Raw genomic sequence first — 20,939 nt, forward strand, 5'->3', positions numbered from 1 at the left:
AAGGATAAAAGCCGATTAGGCACAAGCCATTATAATAACGCAGGAATTAGCTTTAGCGTTTGATCTCAGTAAAAAATGATTTAAATAAAAATCCACACACCACATTATACCCCTGAATCAGCGGATACTTAGCTCGCGAAATGTTAGGCACCTTTTAATAACATAGAGGATGTAGATATTTATCCCATCTAAAATTCAGAGTTAAATTAGCAAGTTATCTTAAAATAAACCTGACTACTTTTACTTTACAGAGAAAAAACAGCAACACGCTCGTTTAATAAAAAATGGTTATTATGAGGGTATGCATTGATTTTTATAATAAAAAGACAAGAAGGGAAATAACGTTAAAACCGAGGATCACTGACTTATTTTTTAGAGAACCCCCAGCCGAAGCTGGGGGAAATAGCTTACAGCGCCATATCGTGAGCGTTATGCTCAACAGGTTTTGCCTGTGGCATTGCTTCCGCTGGTGCAGCGGCTGGCATCTGAATCACCGGTGGTTTGGTCAACTGCAGCGTTGCTGCGGTGTCATCCCAGACCTGCTGTGTCAGTGCGACATTGCCGTTCAGCTCCTGGCCATAGCTTGGCACGATGGTGCGGATTTTTTCCTGCCATTCCGCTGATTTGAACTCCTGCGGGAACAGCTGCTTCACTACGTTCAGAGCAATCGGTGCTGCTGTTGAAGCACCAGGTGAAGCACCCAACAGGGCAGCAACGGTTTTCTGCTGGTCTGTAACGATCTCAGTACCCAACTTCAGCACGCCACCTTTGTCAGCATCTTTCTTGATGATCTGCACGCGTTGACCGGCTTGAATCAGCTTCCAGTCCTCTTTCTTCGCGTTCGGGAAGTACTCTTTCAGCGCGGCGAAACGATCGTCATCACTCAACATCACCTGACCAATCAGGTATTTCACCAGGTCAAAGTTATCCATACCAACGTGAGACATTGGCAGCAGGTTTTTGGTGGTTGTGGTGCTCAGCAGATCGAGGAATGAACCCTGTTTCAGGAATTTGGTCGAGAAGGTAGCAAATGGCCCAAACAGCACCACACGCTTACCATCCAGGAAACGGGCATCAAGGTGTGGAACCGACATCGGCGGTGCACCAACAGAAGCCTGGCCGTAAACTTTCTCAAGATGACGGCTGGTAATGGCTGGGTTTTCACTCACCAGGAATGAGCCACCTACAGGGAAACCTGCGTAGTTTTCACCTTCAGGAATACCGGTCTTTTGCAGTAGCTTCAATGCGCCGCCGCCAGCACCGATAAACACATATTTTGCATCTACCGCGTGCTCTTCACCGCTTTTCACATCTTTGATTGTGACGTGCCAGCTGTTATCAGCGTTACGGCTGAAATCAGTGACCTCAGCAGAAGTTTCCAGCTTGAAGTTATCATTCTTCTTCAGGCTACCAATCAACTGGCGCGTAATTTCGCCGTAGTTTACGTCGGTACCAACCGGAGTCCAGGTTGCGGCAACCTTCTGCTGCGGATCGCGACCTTCCATGATCAGTGGTGCCCACTGTTCAATTTGCTTGTGATCGGTAGAGAATTTCATGCCCTGGAACAGCGTGGTCTGCTGCAGTGCAGCATAACGCTTACCAAGATAATCAACGTTCGCATCGCCCCAGACGAAGCTCATATGCGGTGTTGAGTTAATGAATGAGTGTGGATCGTGCAATACGCCCTGTTTGACCTGAGCCGTCCAGAACTGGCGCGAAATCATAAAGGCTTCGTTGATCTCCAGCGCTTTGCTGACGTCAATCGAACCATCGGCACGCTGAGGCGTATAGTTCAGTTCCATGTTAGCGGAGTGTCCAGTTCCGGCATTGTTCCAGCCATTGGACGATTCCAGCGCTACGCCATCCAGCTTCTCAACCATCAGCTGCTTCCACTGCGGTTGCAGCGTTTCCAGCCAGGTTCCCAGAGAAGCACTCATGATACCGCCGCCGATCAGCAATACATCGGTTTTTTCCGGGGTGGTATTAGCGTAACTGCTTGAACAAACTAACAAAGCCGAGAGAGTAATGACAGGCGTGAAATTTTTTGATTTAAACATTTTGGCGGTACTTTTATACAAAAACTTAATAATTGAAAAAAGAGTTTAACCTTTTATCGCTTAAATTTAAAAAAAAATTTTGCCGCGTTATGATAACCTTGCTTAATCTCCGGTCTTTTCACGTTGTTCGCCAGGCTGCCATCAGGTCATTTTTTAACCTTGAGAGCTATCCTGATCATAATTCAGACTATTAGCCTTTTTATCCAGAAGGTAAGACCTCATACTAATAAAAAAAATTAATGTGTCGTTATTAACAGGCCCCTAATTTTTTAAGAATATTCGCCGCAAGACAGATGTAAATAAATCGTAAGGAACCATTTTTTCATATTCTTAATCATGTGTTTTTGTATCTGAGTACGCAAACACAGAAAGTATGGTGAAATTAATAACTTTATGATTTAAATCAAAAAAAACGAAATAAATTAGTGAACTGATTGATAATTCATAGCACCATAAACGAAATAAATCCTGCTGATTGCAGAGTTTACCTTTTAATCACGGCACTTTTTGCTACATTGCCGGTCACATCCTATACGGCTGTAACGTCTGAAGAAGAAGCACAACCAATGGTTGTGCGCTACATTTGCTCGCCCCAACGAAGGTTGTCATGAAAAATAGCAGTTGCTTCAACTCATCTCTGCTGCACCCACGCTACTGGTTTACCTGGTTTGGCCTTGGTGTTCTCTGGCTGCTGGTGCAGTTACCTTATCCGGTTTTGATTCGCCTTGGGGCGGGCGCTGGGCGTCTGTCGCGCCACTTCCTGCAACGCCGAGAGCGGATCACGCGTCGCAACATCGAACTGTGCTTCCCAGGGATTAGTGATGAGGAAGCCGAGAAAATGATCGCGGCTAACTTTGCTTCGCTGGGGATGGCGTTAGCGGAAACCGGTATTGCCTGGTTCTGGTCCGACCGTAAAGTGAAGAAGCTGTTCCAGGTCAGCGGCCTCCACAACCTCCACTCCGCACAGGATCAAAAGCGTGGAGTGATGGTGATTGGCGTACACTTTATGTCGCTGGAATTAGGTGGACGTATCAGCGGGTTGTGCCAACCCATGATGGCGATGTATCGCCCGCACAACAATCGTGCGATGGAGTGGGCGCAAACCAAAGGCCGCATGCGTTCTAACAAAGCCATGATTGACCGTCGCGATCTGCGTGGCATGGTTCAGGCATTAAAACAGGGTGAATCGGTGTGGTTTGCGCCAGACCAGGATTATGGCCCGAAAGGCAGCACCTTTGCCCCGTTGTTCGCTGTCGAAAAAGCGGCAACCACCAACGGAACCTTTGTGCTGTCACGCCTGGCAAGGCCTGCCATGTTGACCATTGTGCTGATTCGTAACAGTGCCAAAGATGGCTATAAGCTTATCATTGGGCCAACGCTGGAGAATTACCCGCACGATGATGAAGCGGCTGCTGCTGCTTACATGAATAAAGTGATTGAGAGCGAGATCTTGCGCGCACCAGAGCAATATCTGTGGCTGCACCGCCGCTTTAAAACCCGTCCACCGGGTGAGGCTTCGCTCTACGTTTAAAACTGACCATTTCACAGCACGAAATGCGCCAGCAAAAGGCGCGGGTAATTTTTCATCCGCGCCGCCGCCTCCCAAACCGCATTAAATGACCCTTGTCACATCATCTTAAAATTCCTGGTTTTTTTCTGGCAGCCAAACATTTATCAACTATTCTTAACGAAAAACAGGTTGTCAAAATTTGTGCAGCCTTTTGTAATGGTGTCCATTTCTTTTTTCTGACCGGTAATCATGACAATCCCTTTTCATGCTCAACGCCGTGCTATGCTCGGTGTCGCTATTGCTAGTGCCTTGCTCGCTGGCTGCGCCAATCCTCATGGGCTGCACACCAGTAATCATAAACTGGATGCAAATACACTCCAGGCTAGTGATACGCTTAAATCCGCTAAACTGAGTCCCGCTAATTGGCCAAAAGCCGAGTGGTGGAAAGGGTTTAACGATGGCCAACTCAACCGTTTGATTGGCGATGCCATGGCATCCAGCCCGGATCTGCAAGTAGTCAATGCACAGGCGGCCAAGGCGAACGCGGGCGTGATCGCGGCTCAGGCTGCGCGTTATCCAACCCTGGACGCGAATGCGGGGATTACCCGTTCGAGAGTTGCCAAGGTTGATGACCCATTATTGCAGGGCAAAAGCTACAGTACGCTGCGCACTGCGAACCTGAGCGCCAGCTATACGTTTGACCTGTGGGGCGGCCAGAAAGATGCCGCTGAAGCCGCCATTGGTGCTGCGCGCGCCAGCGAACTGGATACCCAGGCGAGTAAGCTCACCCTGGCGGCTAACGTCACTCGTGGCTGGATCAACCTGAATCTGGCCTGGGCGAAGCAAAAGCTGGCGAAAGATACTCTTGACCGCGCGGATGGCATTGCCAAAATCCAGCAGCAGTACGTCTCTGCTGGCCTCGCTTCTGATTATCAATATAAGCAAGCGCTCTCACAGCAACGCAGTGCACAATCTTCTCTGACTGCGGCTAAACAAGCCGTTACCGATGCCGGTATTCAGCTTTCAACGCTGGTCGGTAAAGGGCCGGACTACTGGCACAGCCTGAAACCAACCACCATCAATATTCCGATTGAAGCAACACTGCCAACCACCATCCCCGCAGACTTGCTGGGTCGTAGGCCGGACGTTGTTGCGGCGCGCTGGCGCGTTGAGGCCGCCTCGAAAACTATCGCGGCGACACGCACCGAGTTCTACCCGAATATCAACCTGGTGGCTGAAGCGGGGACGCGTTCACTGCTGGGCGATGCCCTGTTCGGTGCCCCAAGCCGCTTCTTTAACGTTGGCCCAAGCCTGTCACTGCCTATCTTTGACGGTGGAAAACGCCGTGCGGATCTGGCGGCCAGCAATGCGGACTACGACTTAGCCGTAGCGCGTTATAACCAGCTACTTATTAGCTCAGTAAACAATATTAGCGATACCATTACCCAGATGGCCTCACTCCAGGATCAAATTGCCCAGGAAGAGAGTGCTGATGAGCTGATTCACAGCTCGTGGGAAGACCTGCATCGCGAATACACCGGCGGTCTGCGCCCTTACCTGGACGTGTTGAGCATCCAGAACCAGCTTATCGAATCCGACGAGAAGATGGTTGAGTTGAAAGCACAGCAGATTAACCTTGCCGTGGTATTGATTGAAAATCTGGGCGGTGGCTTCCAGCCATAATCGCCTTAACGGGTAACTGCTCTCCGCGGTTACCCGTTATCTCTTTCCGTCTGGCTTTCCTTTTCGTTTTCCGCTTACTATCCCCTTTCGCCGATGTCATGTGAAAGGATCAACGAATGGAGTTTTCTCTGCCTCGCGAGGCTTCCTGTCCGCTGTTTGACGATCGCCCCACCCCGTATATCGAAGTCAATGCGTTGCGACTGCAACGTAATCTGGCGCAGATGCAGCACAAAGCTAATCAGGCAGGTGTTGCATTACGTCCACACATTAAGACCCACAAAAGCGTTTATATTGCTCAGCAGCAAATTGCGCTAGGAGCACAAGGGGTTACGGCCTCCAAACCCAGTGAAGCACAAGTGTTTCTGCGTGCAGGCGTACGCGATATTCTGGTGGCCTATCCCCTTGTTACTGCCAGTACATTGCAACCATTACTGGAAGAAGCGCGGCGCTACCAGGCGCAACTGACGCTGATTGTTGCGACTCAGGGGTCGGTTGCAGCCATCGCGGAGGCATTGCGCATAACGCCCAACGATCGGGTTCGTGTCGCTATTAAAGTGGATGTAGGCCTGCATCGTATTGGGGTTAATCCTGACGGTCATGAAGCACTTGAACTGCTCGACGCGCTTAATATGCATCACATCCCTTTCGCAGGGCTAGTCGCTCACGCGGGCCACGCTTATGGTGCTGGTGCGCCGGATGCGATTGCACAGATCGCCCAACAAGAAGCCGCCACTTTGCTGGCATTGCGCGAGCGCATTTTGGCGCAGGGTGTCAGCGAATGCCCCATCTCGGTCGGTTCCACACCTACCGCGCTGGCAGCCCCCGTTGCTGCAGGCGTGAATGAGATTCGCCCCGGGAATTATGCGCTGTTAGATCTGACAGCCTGGCGGCTCGGCTTGTGCCAGCCCAACGAGTTAGCCATGAGCGTTACAACGCGCGTGGTTTCGGTGAATGCTCACTACATCATTGTTGATGCAGGCTCGAAAATGCTGAGCTCGGACAAAGGCCCACACGGCACAAATGCCAGTGGCTTTGGGATTGCTATGGATGCAAATGGCAATCAATGGGAAGTGGCTAAACTTTCGGAAGAGCACGGGTTCCTTAACCTGTCCGGGGTGACGCCAGAGCCTGGTAGCTTGCTTCGCATCTATCCGAACCACAGCTGTGCTGTCATGGCGCAGTCGAACAGCTACGTGCTACGAGAAGAGGATGGCAATAGCCAACTGATGTTGATCGACGCACGCGGCCAGTTTATTTAACTTAAGGTACGGGCATTCGGCCCGTACTGCCAAAGCCGCTTTTACTCCACACTTCTGCATACACGGCATTTTCCCGCTGTGCCGGACATGCTTTAATGCATTTTTAGCACTTTTTCAGGAGGGATCATGCTGCCATCACAAACTCTAAGCATCACCATAGCCCGACACTGGTTAGATCTGTATGAAACCATCTGGAAGCCGGAGTTCTTTGCCAAATGGGCATCAGGAATTAGTAATGGCACATTAGAACCCGAGGGCAATGCCTGGCGCGCCACTGGCCCTGAAGGGAGCGTGAAAATTCGCTTTACCCCGCACAACACGTTGGGCGTAATGGATCACTGGGTCGATACTGGTTTTGGTAAAGAGATCTATATGCCTATGCGCGTCATCGCTAATGAGGCAGGGGCACAAATTCTCATCACCGTTTATCGTCAGCCGCTGATGTCCGATGAGAAATACGCTGAGGACATCGCCTGGGTGAAGAAAGACCTGGCACGACTAGATGCAATATTAACCAAATAAAACAATGCATTAAATTGGTATTGCACGCTCAGAACTGAAGCCGCTTTGTGCACCCTGAACGGGTTACTTGCGGCATCATTTTTATTTTTCATCCTCCACGGTACACGGGCTGACGAACATCAAGAGCTGAAGTAACATAGCGCCTCTCTTGAGGAGTCCACTATGTTATTAACTGTCCTGTATATCATTGGCATCACCGCAGAAGCCATGACCGGTGCGTTAGCGGCCGGGCGACGTAAAATGGATCTGTTTGGGGTCATCATTATTGCCTCCGTGACCGCCATTGGCGGAGGATCAGTGCGCGATATCCTGCTGGGTCACTATCCACTGGGCTGGGTTAAGCATCCTGAATACATCATGATTGTTGCAGCCGCTGCAGTTATCACCACCTTAGTCGCACGCCTGATGACGCATTTACGCAAAGTATTTCTGGTACTGGATGCACTCGGCTTAGTGGTCTTCTCAATTATTGGTGCTCAGGTCGCACTGGATACCGGTCATGCCATGTTAATCGCCGCAATCAGCGCTGTAGTTACGGGTGTTTTTGGCGGCGTGCTGCGCGATATGTTCTGTAATCAGATTCCGCTGGTGTTCCAGAAAGAGATTTATGCCGGCATAGCCTTTGCTTCTGGCTGGCTCTATATTTTGCTGCTGAAAACGGCGTTGCCTAACGAAGTTGTCGTGATTATTACTCTGCTGTTTGGCTTCGCTTCGCGCTTGCTGGCACTCCGTTTCCGCCTTGGCTTACCTATCTTCAATTACCCCGACGCCGACCACTAACTCTGTCTGTGGAATGCCCTGCTGCTGGAGAAACAGTATCAGGGCACGCAGCTCTTCATTCGCTAACATCGTCACAAGCTGTTGCGCCAACTGATTGCCAATTCCAGGTAACAACTGCCACGCCTGCTGATCTCGTGCCAGCAACTGCTCCCAACTTTCATCATCAAGTGCCTTTAATGCCTGATGTGGTATGGGTAGCCCGAGAGCTGCGACCCAACGCTGAAATGGCTGGCGACGGGTTTGCTGTAGCTGCTGCCAGACTTTCTCTGCACGCTGCGGCGTAAAACCACCGGCATGCGCAATCTGTTCCGGCGTCAACGCCAGCCAGGAAAACAGATGTGAAACATCTCCCTCGCCGATCAGGCGCAGCCAGTTGCTGCGTTGCATCCCCGAAATAGCGAGGGATTTCTTGCCGCTGAGATGCACCAAACGGGCCAGAAACTGCGGCTGACACCCTGCGGAAAAAGCCAGACAGCTCAAAGCATGGAACTGCTCTGCGGGTGGCTGTGGGTAGTCACGTGCCTCCACCCGCCAGATAACCCGTTCCAGCCTGGGCACACCCTGTCCGGCAAGGCTCAAGGTTATCTGGTCTCCCGCCACAATATCCCGTTCGCGCCAGCGCCGCACAGATCCCAGGCTAACACGCCGAACTGTTTTATCGTCCAGTTGTACCGGCTGCACGTTAAGCACCACTGTGACTTTACCTGTTCGCCCAACGTTAAACGCCACGGAAAGCACTTCAGCAGTGACGTGCGGCGGCTGATATTTCCAGGCTGCCAGCCAACTTCCCTGCCCCGGACGCCAGTGTTTTCCCTGCGGCACCGCAGACTGATGTAACACCACACCATCCGTCACAAACGGCAGCGGTGGCCTGAACCACCGTTCGCGTAAGGCCGCGACCTCGTCTTCATTCGCTACCCGTTCACTCCACTGCTCGGCCAGAGGAAAGCCCCACTCAGTCAGTTGTTGCAGGCGCTGTGAGAGGGTGCGCGGCCCGTCGGGCCAGGCCCAAATAAATATGCCTGTCTGGCTCAGCAAGGGCGGATTCTTTTTACTCATCATCGCTCCAGCAATCTGGGCGCGGGCATTCATTCCACCCGCCTGCGACTGACGATGACCGGTCATCATCAGGAACAATTCCCCCTGAAGCGTCACTTCAGCAAGATCCGTAGAAATGTTTAGCGGAATAGCGGGAATGAAGGGAGCTTTAGCTATCCACTCTTCTCCTCTCAATCCATCTCCCCGGCTGATCAAAGAGACCAGTTTTCCTTGTTGGTAGACCAGCGTAACTGCAACGCCATCCACTTTGGGCTGTAACCAGACCTCGCCTCGATTTTGCATCCACCAGGCGACATCCAAAGCAGTACGTAACTTACGTACTCCGGTGTGCGCTATCGGATGCCACTGCCCACCCTGATCGGGAAGGTTCGGGCTATAGCGTGCGAGTTCGGGTGAAAAGCACGCTTGCCAGTCTTGTAGGCGCTGAGTCAGACGGTCATAGTCAGCGTCTTCAATCAGGCTTTTCCCCTGGCGATAGTAGGCATCATCCCAGTACCGAAGTTGCTGCTGTAACTGCGTCATTTCCTTTTCGGCACGAGCGGGTGTCCAGTCGGGACAGAGCCCAACGGCAACGGTTGGGCAGACGAATAGCATCAGTGAAAAGAGTACAAAAAAGCATCCCTGCATAACTCACCCTCCGGTTTTTCCCGGCGGCTATTGCAGCGCCTTTCCCGTATTGCTGCCAGGTGAAATCTTCCTCTTCCGGAAGCCCCTCGCAAACAATCAGCAGCAAATACAGGGTATTCATTAGCGTTTGCGACCGGGCTCGATAAAAAGAATTACCCTACGCTTTCGCGCAAACGCTGCGAGAGTGGCTTAAGCCGTGTATACTGTGCAGGAAATCAACTCCGCTCTTTACGCAATTCAAGAAGATCATGGCTCAAGGCACGCTTTTTATTGTTTCTGCCCCCAGCGGCGCAGGTAAATCTAGCCTGATTCAGGCACTGTTAAAGACACAGCCACTGTACGATACGCAGGTGTCTGTTTCTCACACCACGCGTAACGTGCGTCCCGGTGAAGTTCATGGCGAACACTATTTCTTTGTCAGCAAAGAAGAGTTTGAAGGCATGATCGCTGCGGATGACTTCCTTGAACACGCGCAGGTGTTTGACAATTATTACGGTACATCGCGTAAAACCATCGAGCACGTATTGTCGACTGGCGTTGACGTTTTCCTGGATATCGACTGGCAGGGCGCGCAGCAAATTCGGCAGAAAATGCCCGCCGCACGCAGCATTTTCATTCTGCCACCGTCGACCGATGAACTGGATCGCCGTTTGCGTGGCCGAGGCCAGGATAGCGAAGAAGTCATCACCCGTCGTATGGAACAGGCCGTCGCTGAGATGAGCCACTACGCGGAATACGATTATCTGATCATCAACGACGATTTCGATTTGGCGCTGACCGATCTAAAACACATTATTCGTGCCGAGCGTCTGCGCATGTCGCGGCAGAAAATGCGGCATGATGCTTTAATCAGCAAACTATTGGCAGTCTGAAGTCACTTTCAGTATGATGCCCAGTCATTTCTTCATCTGTGGAGTAGCACACCTATGGCACGCGTAACCGTTCAGGACGCAGTAGAAAAAATTGGTAACCGTTTTGACCTGGTGTTGGTCGCTGCACGTCGTGCACGTCAGATGCAGGTAGGCGGTAAAGATCCGTTAGTACCAGAAGAGAACGATAAACCTACCGTTATCGCTCTGCGCGAAATCGAAGAAGGCTTGATCACCAACCAGATTCTGGATGTGCGCGATCGCCAGGAACAGCAAGAGCAGGAAGCTGCGGAACTGCAAGCGGTTACTGCTATCGCTGAAGGTCGTCGTTAACAGCCAGCCGCAGGTCACCCTTGTATCTGTTTGAAAGTCTCAATCAACTGATTGAAAAATACTTGCCAGAGGAGCAGATCAAGCGCCTCAAGCAAGCTTATCTTGTTGCACGTGATGCTCACGAGGGACAAACACGTTCCAGCGGTGAGCCTTACATTACCCATCCGGTTGCTGTGGCCTGTATTCTGGCCGAGATGAAGCTCGACCATGAGACACTCATGGCCGCGCTGCTCCACGATGTCATCGAAGATACGCCCGCAACCTATCAGGATATGGAACAGCTGTTTGGTAAGAGCGTTGCCGAACTGGTGGAAGGCGTATCCAAGCTGGATAAGCTGAAGTTCCGCGACAAGAAAGAAGCGCAGGCCGAAAACTTTCGCAAGATGATCATGGCGATGGTGCAAGACATCCGCGTCATTCTGATCAAACTGGCTGACCGCACCCATAACATGCGCACCCTCGGCGCGTTGCGACCGGATAAAAAACGTCGCATCGCGCTGGAAACGCTAGAGATTTACAGCCCTCTGGCGCACCGTCTCGGTATCCATCACCTGAAAACCGAACTGGAAGAGCTTGGCTTTGAAGCCCTCTATCCGAATCGTTTCCGGGTGATTAAAGAGGTGGTGAAAGCGGCGCGCGGTAACCGAAAAGAGATGATTCAGAAGATCCTTTCTGAAATCGACGGACGCCTACAGGAAGCCGGTGTTCCCTGCCGTGTCAGTGGCCGTGAGAAACATCTCTATTCGATCTACCGTAAAATGCACCTGAAAGAGCAGCGTTTTCACTCGATCATGGATATCTATGCCTTCCGCGTCATCGTGAAGGATGTTGATACCTGCTATCGCGTGCTCGGCCAGATGCACAGTCTGTATAAGCCACGTCCAGGACGTGTCAAAGATTACATCGCAATTCCCAAAGCTAACGGCTATCAATCTCTGCATACCTCGATGATTGGCCCGCACGGCGTGCCCGTCGAAGTTCAGATCCGTACCGAAGATATGGATCAGATGGCTGAAATGGGTGTTGCGGCACACTGGGCCTACAAACAGGCCGGTGAAAGCGGTACTACGGCACAAATTCGTGCTCAGCGCTGGTTACAAAGCCTGCTGGAGCTGCAACAGAGTGCCGGTAACTCCTTTGAATTTATCGAAAGCGTAAAATCCGATCTCTTCCCAGATGAGATTTACGTCTTCACGCCTGAAGGGCGTATTGTTGAACTGCCAGCGGGCGCGACCCCGGTAGACTTTGCTTACGCCGTTCATACGGATATCGGTCACGCCTGTGTAGGTGCACGCGTCGATCGTCAGCCTTATCCGCTCTCGCAGTCACTGACCAGCGGACAGACTGTCGAAATTATAACGGCACCGGGTGCTCGCCCTAATGCCGCCTGGCTTAATTTCGTCGTCAGTTCCAAAGCTCGCGCTAAAATTCGCCAGCTATTGAAGAACCTCAAGCGCGAAGACTCCGTCAATCTGGGGCGTCGTCTGTTGAGCCACGCATTGGGTGGCAGCCGTAAACTGGCTGAAATCCCGGCTGACTTTGTACAGCACGAATTAGAGCGTATGAAGCTCGCCACGCTGGACGATTTGCTGGCTGAAATTGGCCTCGGTAATGCGATGAGCGTCGTCGTGGCTAAAAATCTGCTACAGCAGAGCGGAACAGTTCAGGCGAACAGCAAACCTGGCAAACTGCCTATCAAGGGCGCCGATGGCGTTCTGATCACCTTTGCGAAGTGTTGCCGTCCGATTCCAGGCGACCCGATTATCGCGCATGTCAGCCCAGGTAAGGGTCTGGTGGTGCATCACGAATCCTGCCGCAACATTCGCGGTTACCAAAAAGAGCCGGAGAAGTTTATGCCGGTGGAATGGGATAAAGTGACCGATCAGGAATTTGTCGCCGAAATTAAAGTCGACATGTTCAATCATCAGGGGGCATTAGCCAATCTGACGGCAGCGATCAATACCGCCAGCTCAAATATTCAAAGCCTGAATACTGAAGAGCGCGATGGCCGCGTATACAGCGCCTTTATTCGCCTTACCGCCAACGATCGCGTCCATCTGGCGAATATCATGCGAAAAATCCGCGTGATGCCTGATGTGATTAAAGTTCACCGAAACCGTAATTAGTGCATGAACGCTCAACGTTTTGCTCGAATCCAGGAGATGCTGGCCCTGCGCCAGCATGACCTTACCGTCTGCATGGAGCAGGTTCACAAACCGCACAATGTCTCTGCAGTCATCCGCACAGCTGACGCTGTGGGTATCCATGAAGTACATGCCGTATGGCCTAGCCAGCGTATGAAGGTCATGGTTTCTTCTTCTGCGGGCAGTAATAGCTGGGTCAAAGTCAAAACGCACCAAAACATCGCTGAAGCGGTGAGCCATCTTAAAGCCCAAAACATGCAGGTGCTGGCGACCAATCTGTCAGACAAAGCCGTCGACTTCCGTGAAATCGACTATACCCGCCCAACCTGTATTTTGATGGGGCAGGAGAAAACCGGCATTACCGCAGAGGCCTTAGCGCTGGCGGATCAGGATATTATTGTCCCGATGGTCGGCATGGTGCAGTCACTCAATGTGTCCGTTGCCTCCGCGCTGATTTTATATGAAGCCCAGCGCCAGCGACAAAATGCCGGGATGTATCAGCGTACCTATAGCACCCTGGAAGAAGATGAGCAGCAGCGCTTATTGTTCGAAGGCGGCTATCCGGTTCTGGCACGAGTGGCAAAACAGAAAGGCTTACCTTATCCACGCGTTAACCAGCAAGGCGAAGTAGAAGCCGACCCAAGCTGGTGGGCCACAATGCAGTCTACGGGTAAATAATGCAGGGTCGTCTGCTGGATGCCATACCGCTCAGTACCCTGACCGGCGTCGGTGCCAGCCAGGCAGCTAAGCTGGCAAAACTGCATCTCCACACCATTCAGGATCTTCTGCTGCATCTGCCCTTGCGTTATGAAGATCGCACGCAGCTCTATCGCATCAATGATCTGTTGCCCGGCGTCTGGGCGACGGTCGAAGGTGAAGTCCTCCATACCGAAGTCACTTTTGGTCGCCGCAGAATGCTGGTGTGCCAAATCAGCGATGGCAGCGGTGTGCTTGCAATGCGTTTCTTTAATTTCAATGCCGGGATGAAAAACAGCCTCGCCACAGGTCGACGCGTTACCGCCTATGGCGAAATTAAACGCGGGCAGCGTGGTGCTGAGATTATCCATCCCGAATACCGTATTCAGGGCGAACAAAGCACGCTCAGTCTGGAAGAGACGCTAACACCCGTTTACCCCACGACGGAAGGCGTCCGTCAGGCAACATTGCGTAATCTGACCGATCAGGCGCTAACGTTGCTGGATACCTGTGCGATTGCAGAACTGCTCCCGCCCCAGCTAAGCCAGGGGCTAATGAGCCTACAGGATGCGCTGCGGACACTGCATCGTCCGCCGCCAGATTTACGCCTGTCGGAGCTGGAGCAGGGGCAGCATCCCGCCCAACGCAGACTGATTCTGGAAGAGTTACTGGCACATAATCTGAGTATGCTGGCGGTACGAGCAGGCGCACAGCGCCATTACGCTTTACCCCTGCCGGCGCGCCATGAACTGAGTGACAAACTGTTAGCCGCTCTGCCCTTTTCTCCCACCAGCGCGCAGCAGCGTGTTGGCCGCGAGATCGAGCAAGACCTGGCAAAAAATTTCCCGATGATGCGTCTGGTACAGGGTGATGTGGGTTCCGGTAAAACGCTGGTGGCTGCGCTGGCGGCTTTAAATGTTATCGCCCACGGCAAGCAGGTTGCTTTGATGGCACCTACCGAGCTGTTAGCAGAGCAGCATGCCAATAACTTCCGCCAATGGTTGATGCCGCTGGGCCTCGACGTTGGCTGGCTGGCCGGTAAACAAAAAGGCAAAGCACGTCTGGCGCAGCAGGAAGCGATTGCCAACGGCCAGGTCGCAATGGTGGTGGGTACGCACGCCCTTTTCCAGGAGCAAGTTCAGTTTAACGGGCTGGCTCTGGTCATCATCGATGAACAACATCGCTTCGGCGTACACCAACGCCTGGCGTTGTGGGAAAAGGGGGAAGAGCAAGGTTTCCATCCCCATCAGCTGATTATGACCGCGACACCAATCCCGCGAACGCTGGCAATGACGGCATATGCCGATTTGGATACATCAACCATTGATGAACTGCCGCCCGGCCGTACTCCGGTCACCACCGTCGCTATTCCAGATAGCCGCCGCGCCGATATTATTGAACGCGTGCGTCTCGCCTGTGGTGAAGGGCGCCAGGCTTACTGGGTTTGCACTCTGATTGAAGAGTCGGAACTGCTGGAAGCTCAGGCCGCAGAAGCGACCTGGGCCGAACTAAAATTAGCACTGCCGGATTTACAGGTCGGTCTGGTCCATGGCCGGATGAAATCGGCGGAAAAACAGGCCGTCATGCAGGCATTTAAAGCCAATGAGATTCAGCTACTGGTGGCAACAACAGTGATTGAAGTTGGGGTGGATGTGCCAAACGCCAGCTTGATGATTATCGAAAACCCAGAGCGACTAGGGCTGGCTCAGTTGCACCAGCTACGTGGCCGGGTCGGGCGCGGAGCGGTCGCCTCCCACTGCGTGCTGCTGTATAAAGCGCCACTGAGTAAAACCGCGCAGCGCCGCCTGCAAGTCCTGCGTGACAGTAATGATGGCTTTGTGATTGCCCAACACGATCTGGAAATTCGTGGTCCTGGAGAACTGTTAGGCACCCGTCAAACCGGCAATGCTGAATTTAAAGTGGCCGATTTACTGCGCGATCAGAAAATGATCCCCGAAGTACAACGCGTCGCGCGCCATATCCATCAGCACTATCCTGAGCAAGCTGTCGCCCTGATTGAGCGCTGGCTGCCAGAGACTTCACGTTACAGCAACGCTTAATCTCGCCCCTGGCTGCGTCATAAGAAAACAGAATGCATCTGAATCATTGGTGAGTTGACAGGATTCAAATGAATCCGGCACTATAAACCCCAGAACTTCAGCAGTAGAACATAATTTTGCGTGTTATTTTACTAACGCCAGGGGTTATCATGTCAGCAATTATTAATAAGCTTAAAGCCACATTCGCCGTTGCAATTCTTTCCGCCAGCTTTTCCACACTGGCACAAGATAAAATTATGGTGGGTGTTGATACTGCTTTTGTTCCTTTTGAATTCAAGCAGGGTGATAAATATGTTGGTTTTGATATTGATCTCTGGGATGCGATCGCCAGAAAAATTCACGTAAGTTATGAATTACATCCAATGGATTTCAGCGGACTGATTCCTGGTTTGCAGGCACGTAACCTCGACGTCGCCATGGCGGGTATTACCATTACCGATGCACGTAAAAAAGTGGTCGATTTTAGTGATGGCTACTATAACGCCGACTTACTCATGGCAGTAAAAAGCAGCGACACCTCAATCACAAAATTCAGTGACTTAGCAGGAAAGCGCGTGGGTTTAAAACAGGGCACCGCAGCGGCCAGCTTTATGAAAGCCAAATATAAAGCTAACTACGTTGAGTTCCCTAATATCGATAACGCGTATCTCGACCTGCAAGCCGGCAATCTGGATGCGGTTGTACATGACTCACCCAATGTGCTGTATTACGTGAAGACTGCGGGAGATGGCAAAGTCAAATCAACCGGAGAAACGGACAGCATCCTGCCACAGCAATACGGTTTTGCGATGCAGAAAAACAGCAGCCTGACACCAAAGGTTAATGCCGCGCTGAAAGATTTACGTGCTGATGGCACCTATAACAAAATCTACGTTAAATGGTTTAATAAACAGCCAAAATAATGTTTATATGCCGGGGAAACCCGGCATAACTTATTTTCAGTCTCACCGTAATAATCAACTTTCATTTATCAGCCGCCAGGAAAACCTCGACAAAAATCCCGCCTAAAATCCGCAAATTTGCGAGCTGACTCTGGATGCGCATTTTCACATTTGTCGACGCTTTGCAAACGATTGCTTTCAGCGCGCAACCGGTTAAAATCGCCCCTTTGTTGTGATTGAGAACCTTGAGATGTCGACCAAAACTGCCGATCCGCATCAGCCATCCAGTCCTGCTGGTCAGGCAAAAAGCGAACTGATTTACCGCCTTGAAGACCGCCCGCCGCTGCCGCAAACCCTGTTTGCTGCATGCCAGCATCTGCTGGCAATGTTTGTGGCGGTGATCACTCCGGCACTGCTGATTTGCCAGGCGCTGGGTCTACCAGCACAAGATACCCAGCATATTATCAGCATGTCACTGTTCGCCTCGGGCGTTGCTTCAATCTTGCAAATTAAAACCTGGGGACCGGTCGGCTCTGGCTTGCTGTCTATTCAAGGCACCAGTTTCAACTTCGTCTCTCCCCTGATCATGGGTGGTATGGCGCTCAAAAATGGCGGAGCTGATGTACCGACCATGATGGCGGCACTGTTTGGCACCCTGATGATTGCCTCCTGCACCGAAATGGTGTTGTCCCGGGTGCTGCATCTGGCACGTCGAGTGATTACGCCGCTGGTTTCTGGGATTGTGGTGATGATTATCGGCCTGTCACTGATCCAGGTCGGCCTGACCTCCATCGGCGGAGGCTTTGCCGCCATGAGCGACCATACTTTCGGTGCACCGAAGAACCTGCTGCTGGCCGGGATTGTGTTGGCGGTGATTATCTTGCTCAACCGTCAGCGTAACCCCTACCTGCGTGTGGCTTCCCTGGTGATCGCGATGGCAGTGGGATATCTGGCCGCATGGGCAATGGATATGCTGCCAACGTCCACCGCTACCACCAATCATGACCTTATCGCCATTCCGAAGCCTTTCTATTATGGCCTTGGCTTTGACTGGAACCTGTTGATCCCACTGATGCTGGTATTTATGGTGACCTCACTGGAAACCATTGGTGATATCACCGCCACTTCAGATGTATCAGAGCAACCCGTCAGCGGCCCACTGTATATGAAGCGCCTGAAAGGGGGCGTTTTGGCGAATGGCCTCAACTCCTGCGTCTCAGCGCTGTTTAATACCTTCCCTAACTCCTGCTTTGGCCAGAATAATGGCGTTATCCAGTTAACTGGAGTTGCCAGCCGTTATGTTGGGTTTGTCGTCGCACTGATGCTGGTTCTGTTGGGCCTGTTCCCGGCAGTCAGCGGCTTTGTGCAGCACATTCCAGAACCCGTGCTGGGTGGTGCAACGATTGTCATGTTCGGCACCATTGCTGCCTCTGGCGTGCGTATCGTGTCACGTGAGCCGCTCAATCGCCGTGCCATCATGATTATCGCGCTGTCGCTGGCCGTGGGTCTGGGTGTTTCTCAGCAGCCACTGATCCTGCAATTCGCCCCAGACTGGCTCAAAACCCTGCTCTCTTCAGGTATTGCCGCAGGTGGAATTACCGCCATCGTGCTGAACCTCATCTTCCCGCAGGAAAAATAACAGCCAGCAGGCAGGCCATGCGCCTGCCTGCTATTTATCCCTCTTTACATCCAGGCTGTTGAGCTGTAACGGTAATTCAGGCATAACAACCACTCACCGGATAACTCTCGGGATGGATGCGATGAAATTCCTCGGCAAATTTTTCCTCACCTTACTGCTGCTGATTGTTTTCAGCTTTGTGGTGATCTACGTCATGCTCCAGACACAGTGGGGAGCAGGCTGGCTCAGCCGTTGGATCAGCGATAAAACTGCATGGCATCTCTCGATCAGTAAAATTGAGCACAACTTCTCTTCGCCCTCACATATCATTCTGGATGATTTTAGCTTTGGTCATGATGGCCAACCGGCAGTGATCGTGGTCGCTAAGGTCGATCTTGGCCTTTCACTGGTGCAGTTTAGCGACCCGCTCCATTTCGCCAGTATTGGGCTGAGTGATGGCACGGCTAATTTGGCTAACCTGACCGATGACACGACGCTACCGATGCAAGCTGACCGGTTACAACTGCATAATATGCGTATCGACAGCCCTGCTCATCGCCAGGCCTTTTCTTCCGTTGCGGTGAACGGCGGCATTACGCCCTGGCAACCAGGCCAACACGATCTGCTGGGTCACGATACCCAATTCCGCCTCAGTGCCAAACGCCTGGAGCTGAATAAAGTCGTCGGTGAAAACGTTCTGATTGAAGGAAGTGTAGATAAGGGTAACCTGCAGTTGACCAATGTGGGTGCGGATATCGCGCGGGGCTCAATGACCGGCAGCGCCAGCCGTGACGCCGCAGGCAACTGGGATATTAATCAGTTGCGTCTGAACGATATCCGTTACCAGTCCGCAGATAATCTGCACGATTTCCTGCAACAATTCCTTGGCGGTCCGTCGATTGCAATCAACCGTCTGGATATGACCGATGCACGCCTGCAAGGCCCCGACTGGGCGGTGACCGACCTTGATCTGACGCTGAAAAATCTGACGTGGAACAACGGTGACTGGCAAAGTGAAGATGGCTCGTTGGTCCTCAATGCCGGTAACTTTATTAATGGCAGCCTGACGTTAAACGATCCCATTATTGCCGCTGACTTTTCCACACAGGGTATTGCCCTGAAGCAGTTCAGCTCACGCTGGGTGAACGGTGTAGTACGTGCTGATGGTAACTGGACACGGAGTGATAAACGCCTGACGCTGAACAACCTCGCCGTAGCCGGGCTGGAGTATACGCTGCCACAAGACTGGCGGGATAAATGGCAAGCAGCCCTGCCTGAATGGCTGGAGAGCGTGCTGGTACAACGAGCACAGTTTAATCACAACCTGGTGATAGATATTAATCCTGCCTGGCCATTCCAGATGACTTCACTGGATGGCAACGCCAGCAATCTGTTACTGGCTAAGCAGCAACAGTGGGGGATCTGGGAGGGTCAAGCCAGCTTCAACGCCGCCGAAGCCACGTTTAACCGCACAGACTTGCGCCATCCTTCATTGACGCTAGCGGCCAATGAGAGTGGGATTCAAATTACTGAGATGAGCGCTTTTAATAACAAAGGACTGCTTGAAGGGACTGCCAATATTGGCCAGCAACCTGAACGCCCATTATCTCTCAGCCTCAAAGGTCGTGGGGTACCGGTGAATGTGCTGCAAAACTGGGGATGGCCGCAAATTGCCCTGGAGGGTGACAGCAACCTCCAACTGGAACTGAAGGCATCGCTGGCGGCAGCATCACCTTTAAGGCCCTCGGTTAACGCAACCCTGAATATTCAGACCGACAGCCAGTCACAGCAACAGACCCTGCACGCCGGACAACTCCCTTAAAAAAACGGGGCTTGTTAGCCCCGTTTTTCTTGGTTAGTTGATACGCGCTCCGGAACCGCCCTCTTCCAGCGGCTCATCCGGATCGGCTGGCAGAACAATGTAAACACCTTCAAACACCGCACCACACTCTTCATCGCCAAACAGTTCAACTTCCATCTGTACCCGTGCTTTGCGACCCCGCGCCAGACGATCGAGATCGCCACTCAGTGAACCTAAATCGGCGATCGCGCCAGGCCGCCCCTGAATCGGTTTGCTATAGCGAATATGCGCATCGGCCAGAATAATTGTCCCGCCCAGACAGCGCTCGCGCAGTAACAGCCAAATCAAGCCCCATCCCGTGAGGGTTGCCAGAGAGAATAAGCTCCCCGCAAACAAGGTGTGATGAGGGTTCTGATTTCCCGTTTCAGGCATGGTAGTGATGAATTTTTGCCCGGTGTATTGCAGTATGCGCACCCCCATTTTTTCACTGAGAGGGATATGCTCATACCAGGCCTGCTGCAATTGCCCACACCAGTCTGCACGATGCAGAATGTCATCCAGTGTGACGATCGGTTTTATCATCAAAAAGTGGCGTAACGGTGTCGTTTGCGCCGCCGTGATTTCACCCTGATTCACGTAGCCCAGTTTGGCAAAGAAGCCGACGGCGTCTTCACGGGCGCTACAGGTAATACGTTTTGCCCCTTCCTGACGCGCAACCGACTCCAGCGTCATCGCCACCAGTGTCCCCAGTCCTTTCCCCTGAACGGAAGGATCAACGGCCATAAAACGGATTGCTGCTTCGTTTTCTGCGTTGATATATAACCGGCCAATGGCGACCAGTGCACCGTGTTCATCCACCACCATTTGGTGATGTGCTAAGGCGTCCCAGGCATCTCGCTCAGAGCCTTTGGGTTGGTGTAGTGGCTTACGCAGCATTTCCCAGCGGAACTGGTAGTAGGTTTCCAGCTCTTCGGCGGTTTGTGGTACACGAAGATGATACATAAAGGGGTTCTCCCGTTCGCTGCTAGCCTGACCAATCC

16 protein-coding genes are annotated in these 20,939 nt (G+C 52.2%); 13 read left to right on the forward strand and 3 right to left on the reverse strand.

Annotation, left to right across the window (positions count from 1 at the left end; genetic code table 11):
• Window positions 1–407 precede the first annotated feature (407 nt).
• A complete protein-coding gene (gene mqo / locus B880_RS0118080) occupies window positions 408–2,057 on the reverse strand; it encodes a malate dehydrogenase (quinone) (protein ID WP_026042753.1) in 1,650 nt (549 codons plus the stop codon).
• Between the two features lie 607 nt (window positions 2,058–2,664).
• On the opposite strand from mqo, the gene lpxP reads away from it, so the two are divergent.
• The 5 genes from lpxP (at window position 2,665) to B880_RS0118110 (ending at window position 7,811) form a co-directional block, all read left to right on the forward strand.
• Window positions 2,665–3,588, forward strand: a complete 924-nt coding sequence (gene lpxP, locus B880_RS0118085) for a kdo(2)-lipid IV(A) palmitoleoyltransferase (RefSeq protein ID WP_017348865.1) — start codon at window positions 2,665–2,667, stop codon at window positions 3,586–3,588.
• A 228-nt stretch (window positions 3,589–3,816) separates the two neighbouring features.
• Window positions 3,817–5,250, forward strand: a complete 1,434-nt coding sequence (locus B880_RS0118095) for an efflux transporter outer membrane subunit (RefSeq protein WP_017348866.1) — start codon at window positions 3,817–3,819, stop codon at window positions 5,248–5,250.
• Between the two features lie 116 nt (window positions 5,251–5,366).
• Window positions 5,367–6,509 (forward strand): alanine racemase, encoded by a 1,143-nt coding sequence (locus tag B880_RS0118100; protein ID WP_017348867.1) that lies wholly within the window; start codon window positions 5,367–5,369, stop codon window positions 6,507–6,509.
• 126 nt (window positions 6,510–6,635) lie between these two features.
• A complete protein-coding gene (locus B880_RS0118105) occupies window positions 6,636–7,031 on the forward strand; it encodes a hypothetical protein (protein WP_017348868.1) in 396 nt (131 codons plus the stop codon).
• Between the two features lie 162 nt (window positions 7,032–7,193).
• Window positions 7,194–7,811 carry a trimeric intracellular cation channel family protein gene (locus tag B880_RS0118110; protein WP_017348869.1) on the forward strand — a complete coding sequence of 206 codons (618 nt, stop codon included), beginning with the start codon at window positions 7,194–7,196 and terminating at the stop codon, window positions 7,809–7,811.
• On the opposite strand, the gene ligB is transcribed toward B880_RS0118110, so the two are convergent.
• On the reverse strand, window positions 7,776–9,497 hold the full coding sequence (gene ligB / locus B880_RS0118115) for an NAD-dependent DNA ligase LigB (RefSeq protein WP_026042754.1): 1,722 nt from the start codon (window positions 9,495–9,497) through the stop codon (window positions 7,776–7,778). The genes B880_RS0118110 and ligB overlap by 36 nt on opposite strands.
• Window positions 9,498–9,745: 248 nt before the next feature.
• Between ligB and gmk the strand changes: the two genes are divergently transcribed.
• From gmk to B880_RS0118155, 8 genes are all read left to right on the forward strand, one after another.
• Window positions 9,746–10,369, forward strand: coding sequence for a guanylate kinase (gene gmk / locus B880_RS0118120; protein ID WP_017348871.1), 624 nt, complete (start codon window positions 9,746–9,748; stop codon window positions 10,367–10,369).
• Window positions 10,370–10,423: 54 nt separating this feature from the next.
• On the forward strand, window positions 10,424–10,699 hold the full coding sequence (rpoZ, locus tag B880_RS0118125; RefSeq protein WP_017348872.1) for a DNA-directed RNA polymerase subunit omega: 276 nt from the start codon (window positions 10,424–10,426) through the stop codon (window positions 10,697–10,699).
• 20 nt (window positions 10,700–10,719) lie between these two features.
• A complete protein-coding gene (gene spoT, locus B880_RS0118130) occupies window positions 10,720–12,825 on the forward strand; it encodes a bifunctional GTP diphosphokinase/guanosine-3',5'-bis pyrophosphate 3'-pyrophosphohydrolase (RefSeq protein WP_017348873.1) in 2,106 nt (701 codons plus the stop codon).
• Between the two features lie 3 nt (window positions 12,826–12,828).
• Entirely contained in the window at window positions 12,829–13,521 is a 693-nt protein-coding gene (trmH, locus tag B880_RS0118135) for a tRNA (guanosine(18)-2'-O)-methyltransferase TrmH (protein WP_026042755.1), read from the forward strand.
• On the forward strand, window positions 13,521–15,599 hold the full coding sequence (recG, locus tag B880_RS0118140) for an ATP-dependent DNA helicase RecG (protein ID WP_017348875.1): 2,079 nt from the start codon (window positions 13,521–13,523) through the stop codon (window positions 15,597–15,599). Before trmH ends, recG begins: the two co-directional genes overlap by 1 nt.
• Window positions 15,600–15,748: 149 nt before the next feature.
• Window positions 15,749–16,501: a glutamine ABC transporter substrate-binding protein GlnH gene (gene glnH / locus B880_RS0118145; protein ID WP_017348876.1), complete on the forward strand. Its 753-nt coding sequence runs from the start codon at window positions 15,749–15,751 to the stop codon at window positions 16,499–16,501.
• A 229-nt stretch (window positions 16,502–16,730) separates the two neighbouring features.
• The gene (locus B880_RS0118150; RefSeq protein WP_017348877.1) at window positions 16,731–18,119 is read left to right on the forward strand and encodes a nucleobase:cation symporter-2 family protein; all 1,389 of its coding nucleotides are present in this window, start codon (window positions 16,731–16,733) and stop codon (window positions 18,117–18,119) included.
• Between the two features lie 121 nt (window positions 18,120–18,240).
• On the forward strand, window positions 18,241–19,920 hold the full coding sequence (locus tag B880_RS0118155) for an AsmA family protein (protein ID WP_026042756.1): 1,680 nt from the start codon (window positions 18,241–18,243) through the stop codon (window positions 19,918–19,920).
• 33 nt (window positions 19,921–19,953) lie between these two features.
• On the opposite strand, the gene fabY is transcribed toward B880_RS0118155, so the two are convergent.
• A complete protein-coding gene (gene fabY, locus B880_RS0118160; protein ID WP_017348879.1) occupies window positions 19,954–20,901 on the reverse strand; it encodes a fatty acid biosynthesis protein FabY in 948 nt (315 codons plus the stop codon).
• Window positions 20,902–20,939: the final 38 nt, after the last annotated feature.

Source organism: Pantoea sp. A4 (assembly GCF_000295955.2).
Classification (GTDB): domain Bacteria; phylum Pseudomonadota; class Gammaproteobacteria; order Enterobacterales; family Enterobacteriaceae; genus Pantoea; species Pantoea multigeneris.

Bases quoted from the DNA above. Each gene is read 5' to 3' on its own strand.
- mqo (WP_026042753.1), bottom strand. From the start codon at position 2,057: ATGTTTAAATCAAAAAATTTCACGCCTGTCATTACTCTCTCGGCTTTG.
- lpxP (WP_017348865.1), top strand. From the start codon at position 2,665: ATGAAAAATAGCAGTTGCTTCAACTCATCTCTGCTGCACCCACGCTAC.
- B880_RS0118095 (WP_017348866.1), top strand. From the start codon at position 3,817: ATGACAATCCCTTTTCATGCTCAACGCCGTGCTATGCTCGGTGTCGCT.
- B880_RS0118100 (WP_017348867.1), top strand. From the start codon at position 5,367: ATGGAGTTTTCTCTGCCTCGCGAGGCTTCCTGTCCGCTGTTTGACGAT.
- B880_RS0118105 (WP_017348868.1), top strand. From the start codon at position 6,636: ATGCTGCCATCACAAACTCTAAGCATCACCATAGCCCGACACTGGTTA.
- B880_RS0118110 (WP_017348869.1), top strand. From the start codon at position 7,194: ATGTTATTAACTGTCCTGTATATCATTGGCATCACCGCAGAAGCCATG.
- ligB (WP_026042754.1), bottom strand. From the start codon at position 9,497: ATGCAGGGATGCTTTTTTGTACTCTTTTCACTGATGCTATTCGTCTGC.
- gmk (WP_017348871.1), top strand. From the start codon at position 9,746: ATGGCTCAAGGCACGCTTTTTATTGTTTCTGCCCCCAGCGGCGCAGGT.
- rpoZ (WP_017348872.1), top strand. From the start codon at position 10,424: ATGGCACGCGTAACCGTTCAGGACGCAGTAGAAAAAATTGGTAACCGT.
- trmH (WP_026042755.1), top strand. From the start codon at position 12,829: ATGAACGCTCAACGTTTTGCTCGAATCCAGGAGATGCTGGCCCTGCGC.
- recG (WP_017348875.1), top strand. From the start codon at position 13,521: ATGCAGGGTCGTCTGCTGGATGCCATACCGCTCAGTACCCTGACCGGC.
- glnH (WP_017348876.1), top strand. From the start codon at position 15,749: ATGTCAGCAATTATTAATAAGCTTAAAGCCACATTCGCCGTTGCAATT.
- B880_RS0118150 (WP_017348877.1), top strand. From the start codon at position 16,731: ATGTCGACCAAAACTGCCGATCCGCATCAGCCATCCAGTCCTGCTGGT.
- B880_RS0118155 (WP_026042756.1), top strand. From the start codon at position 18,241: ATGAAATTCCTCGGCAAATTTTTCCTCACCTTACTGCTGCTGATTGTT.
- fabY (WP_017348879.1), bottom strand. From the start codon at position 20,901: ATGTATCATCTTCGTGTACCACAAACCGCCGAAGAGCTGGAAACCTAC.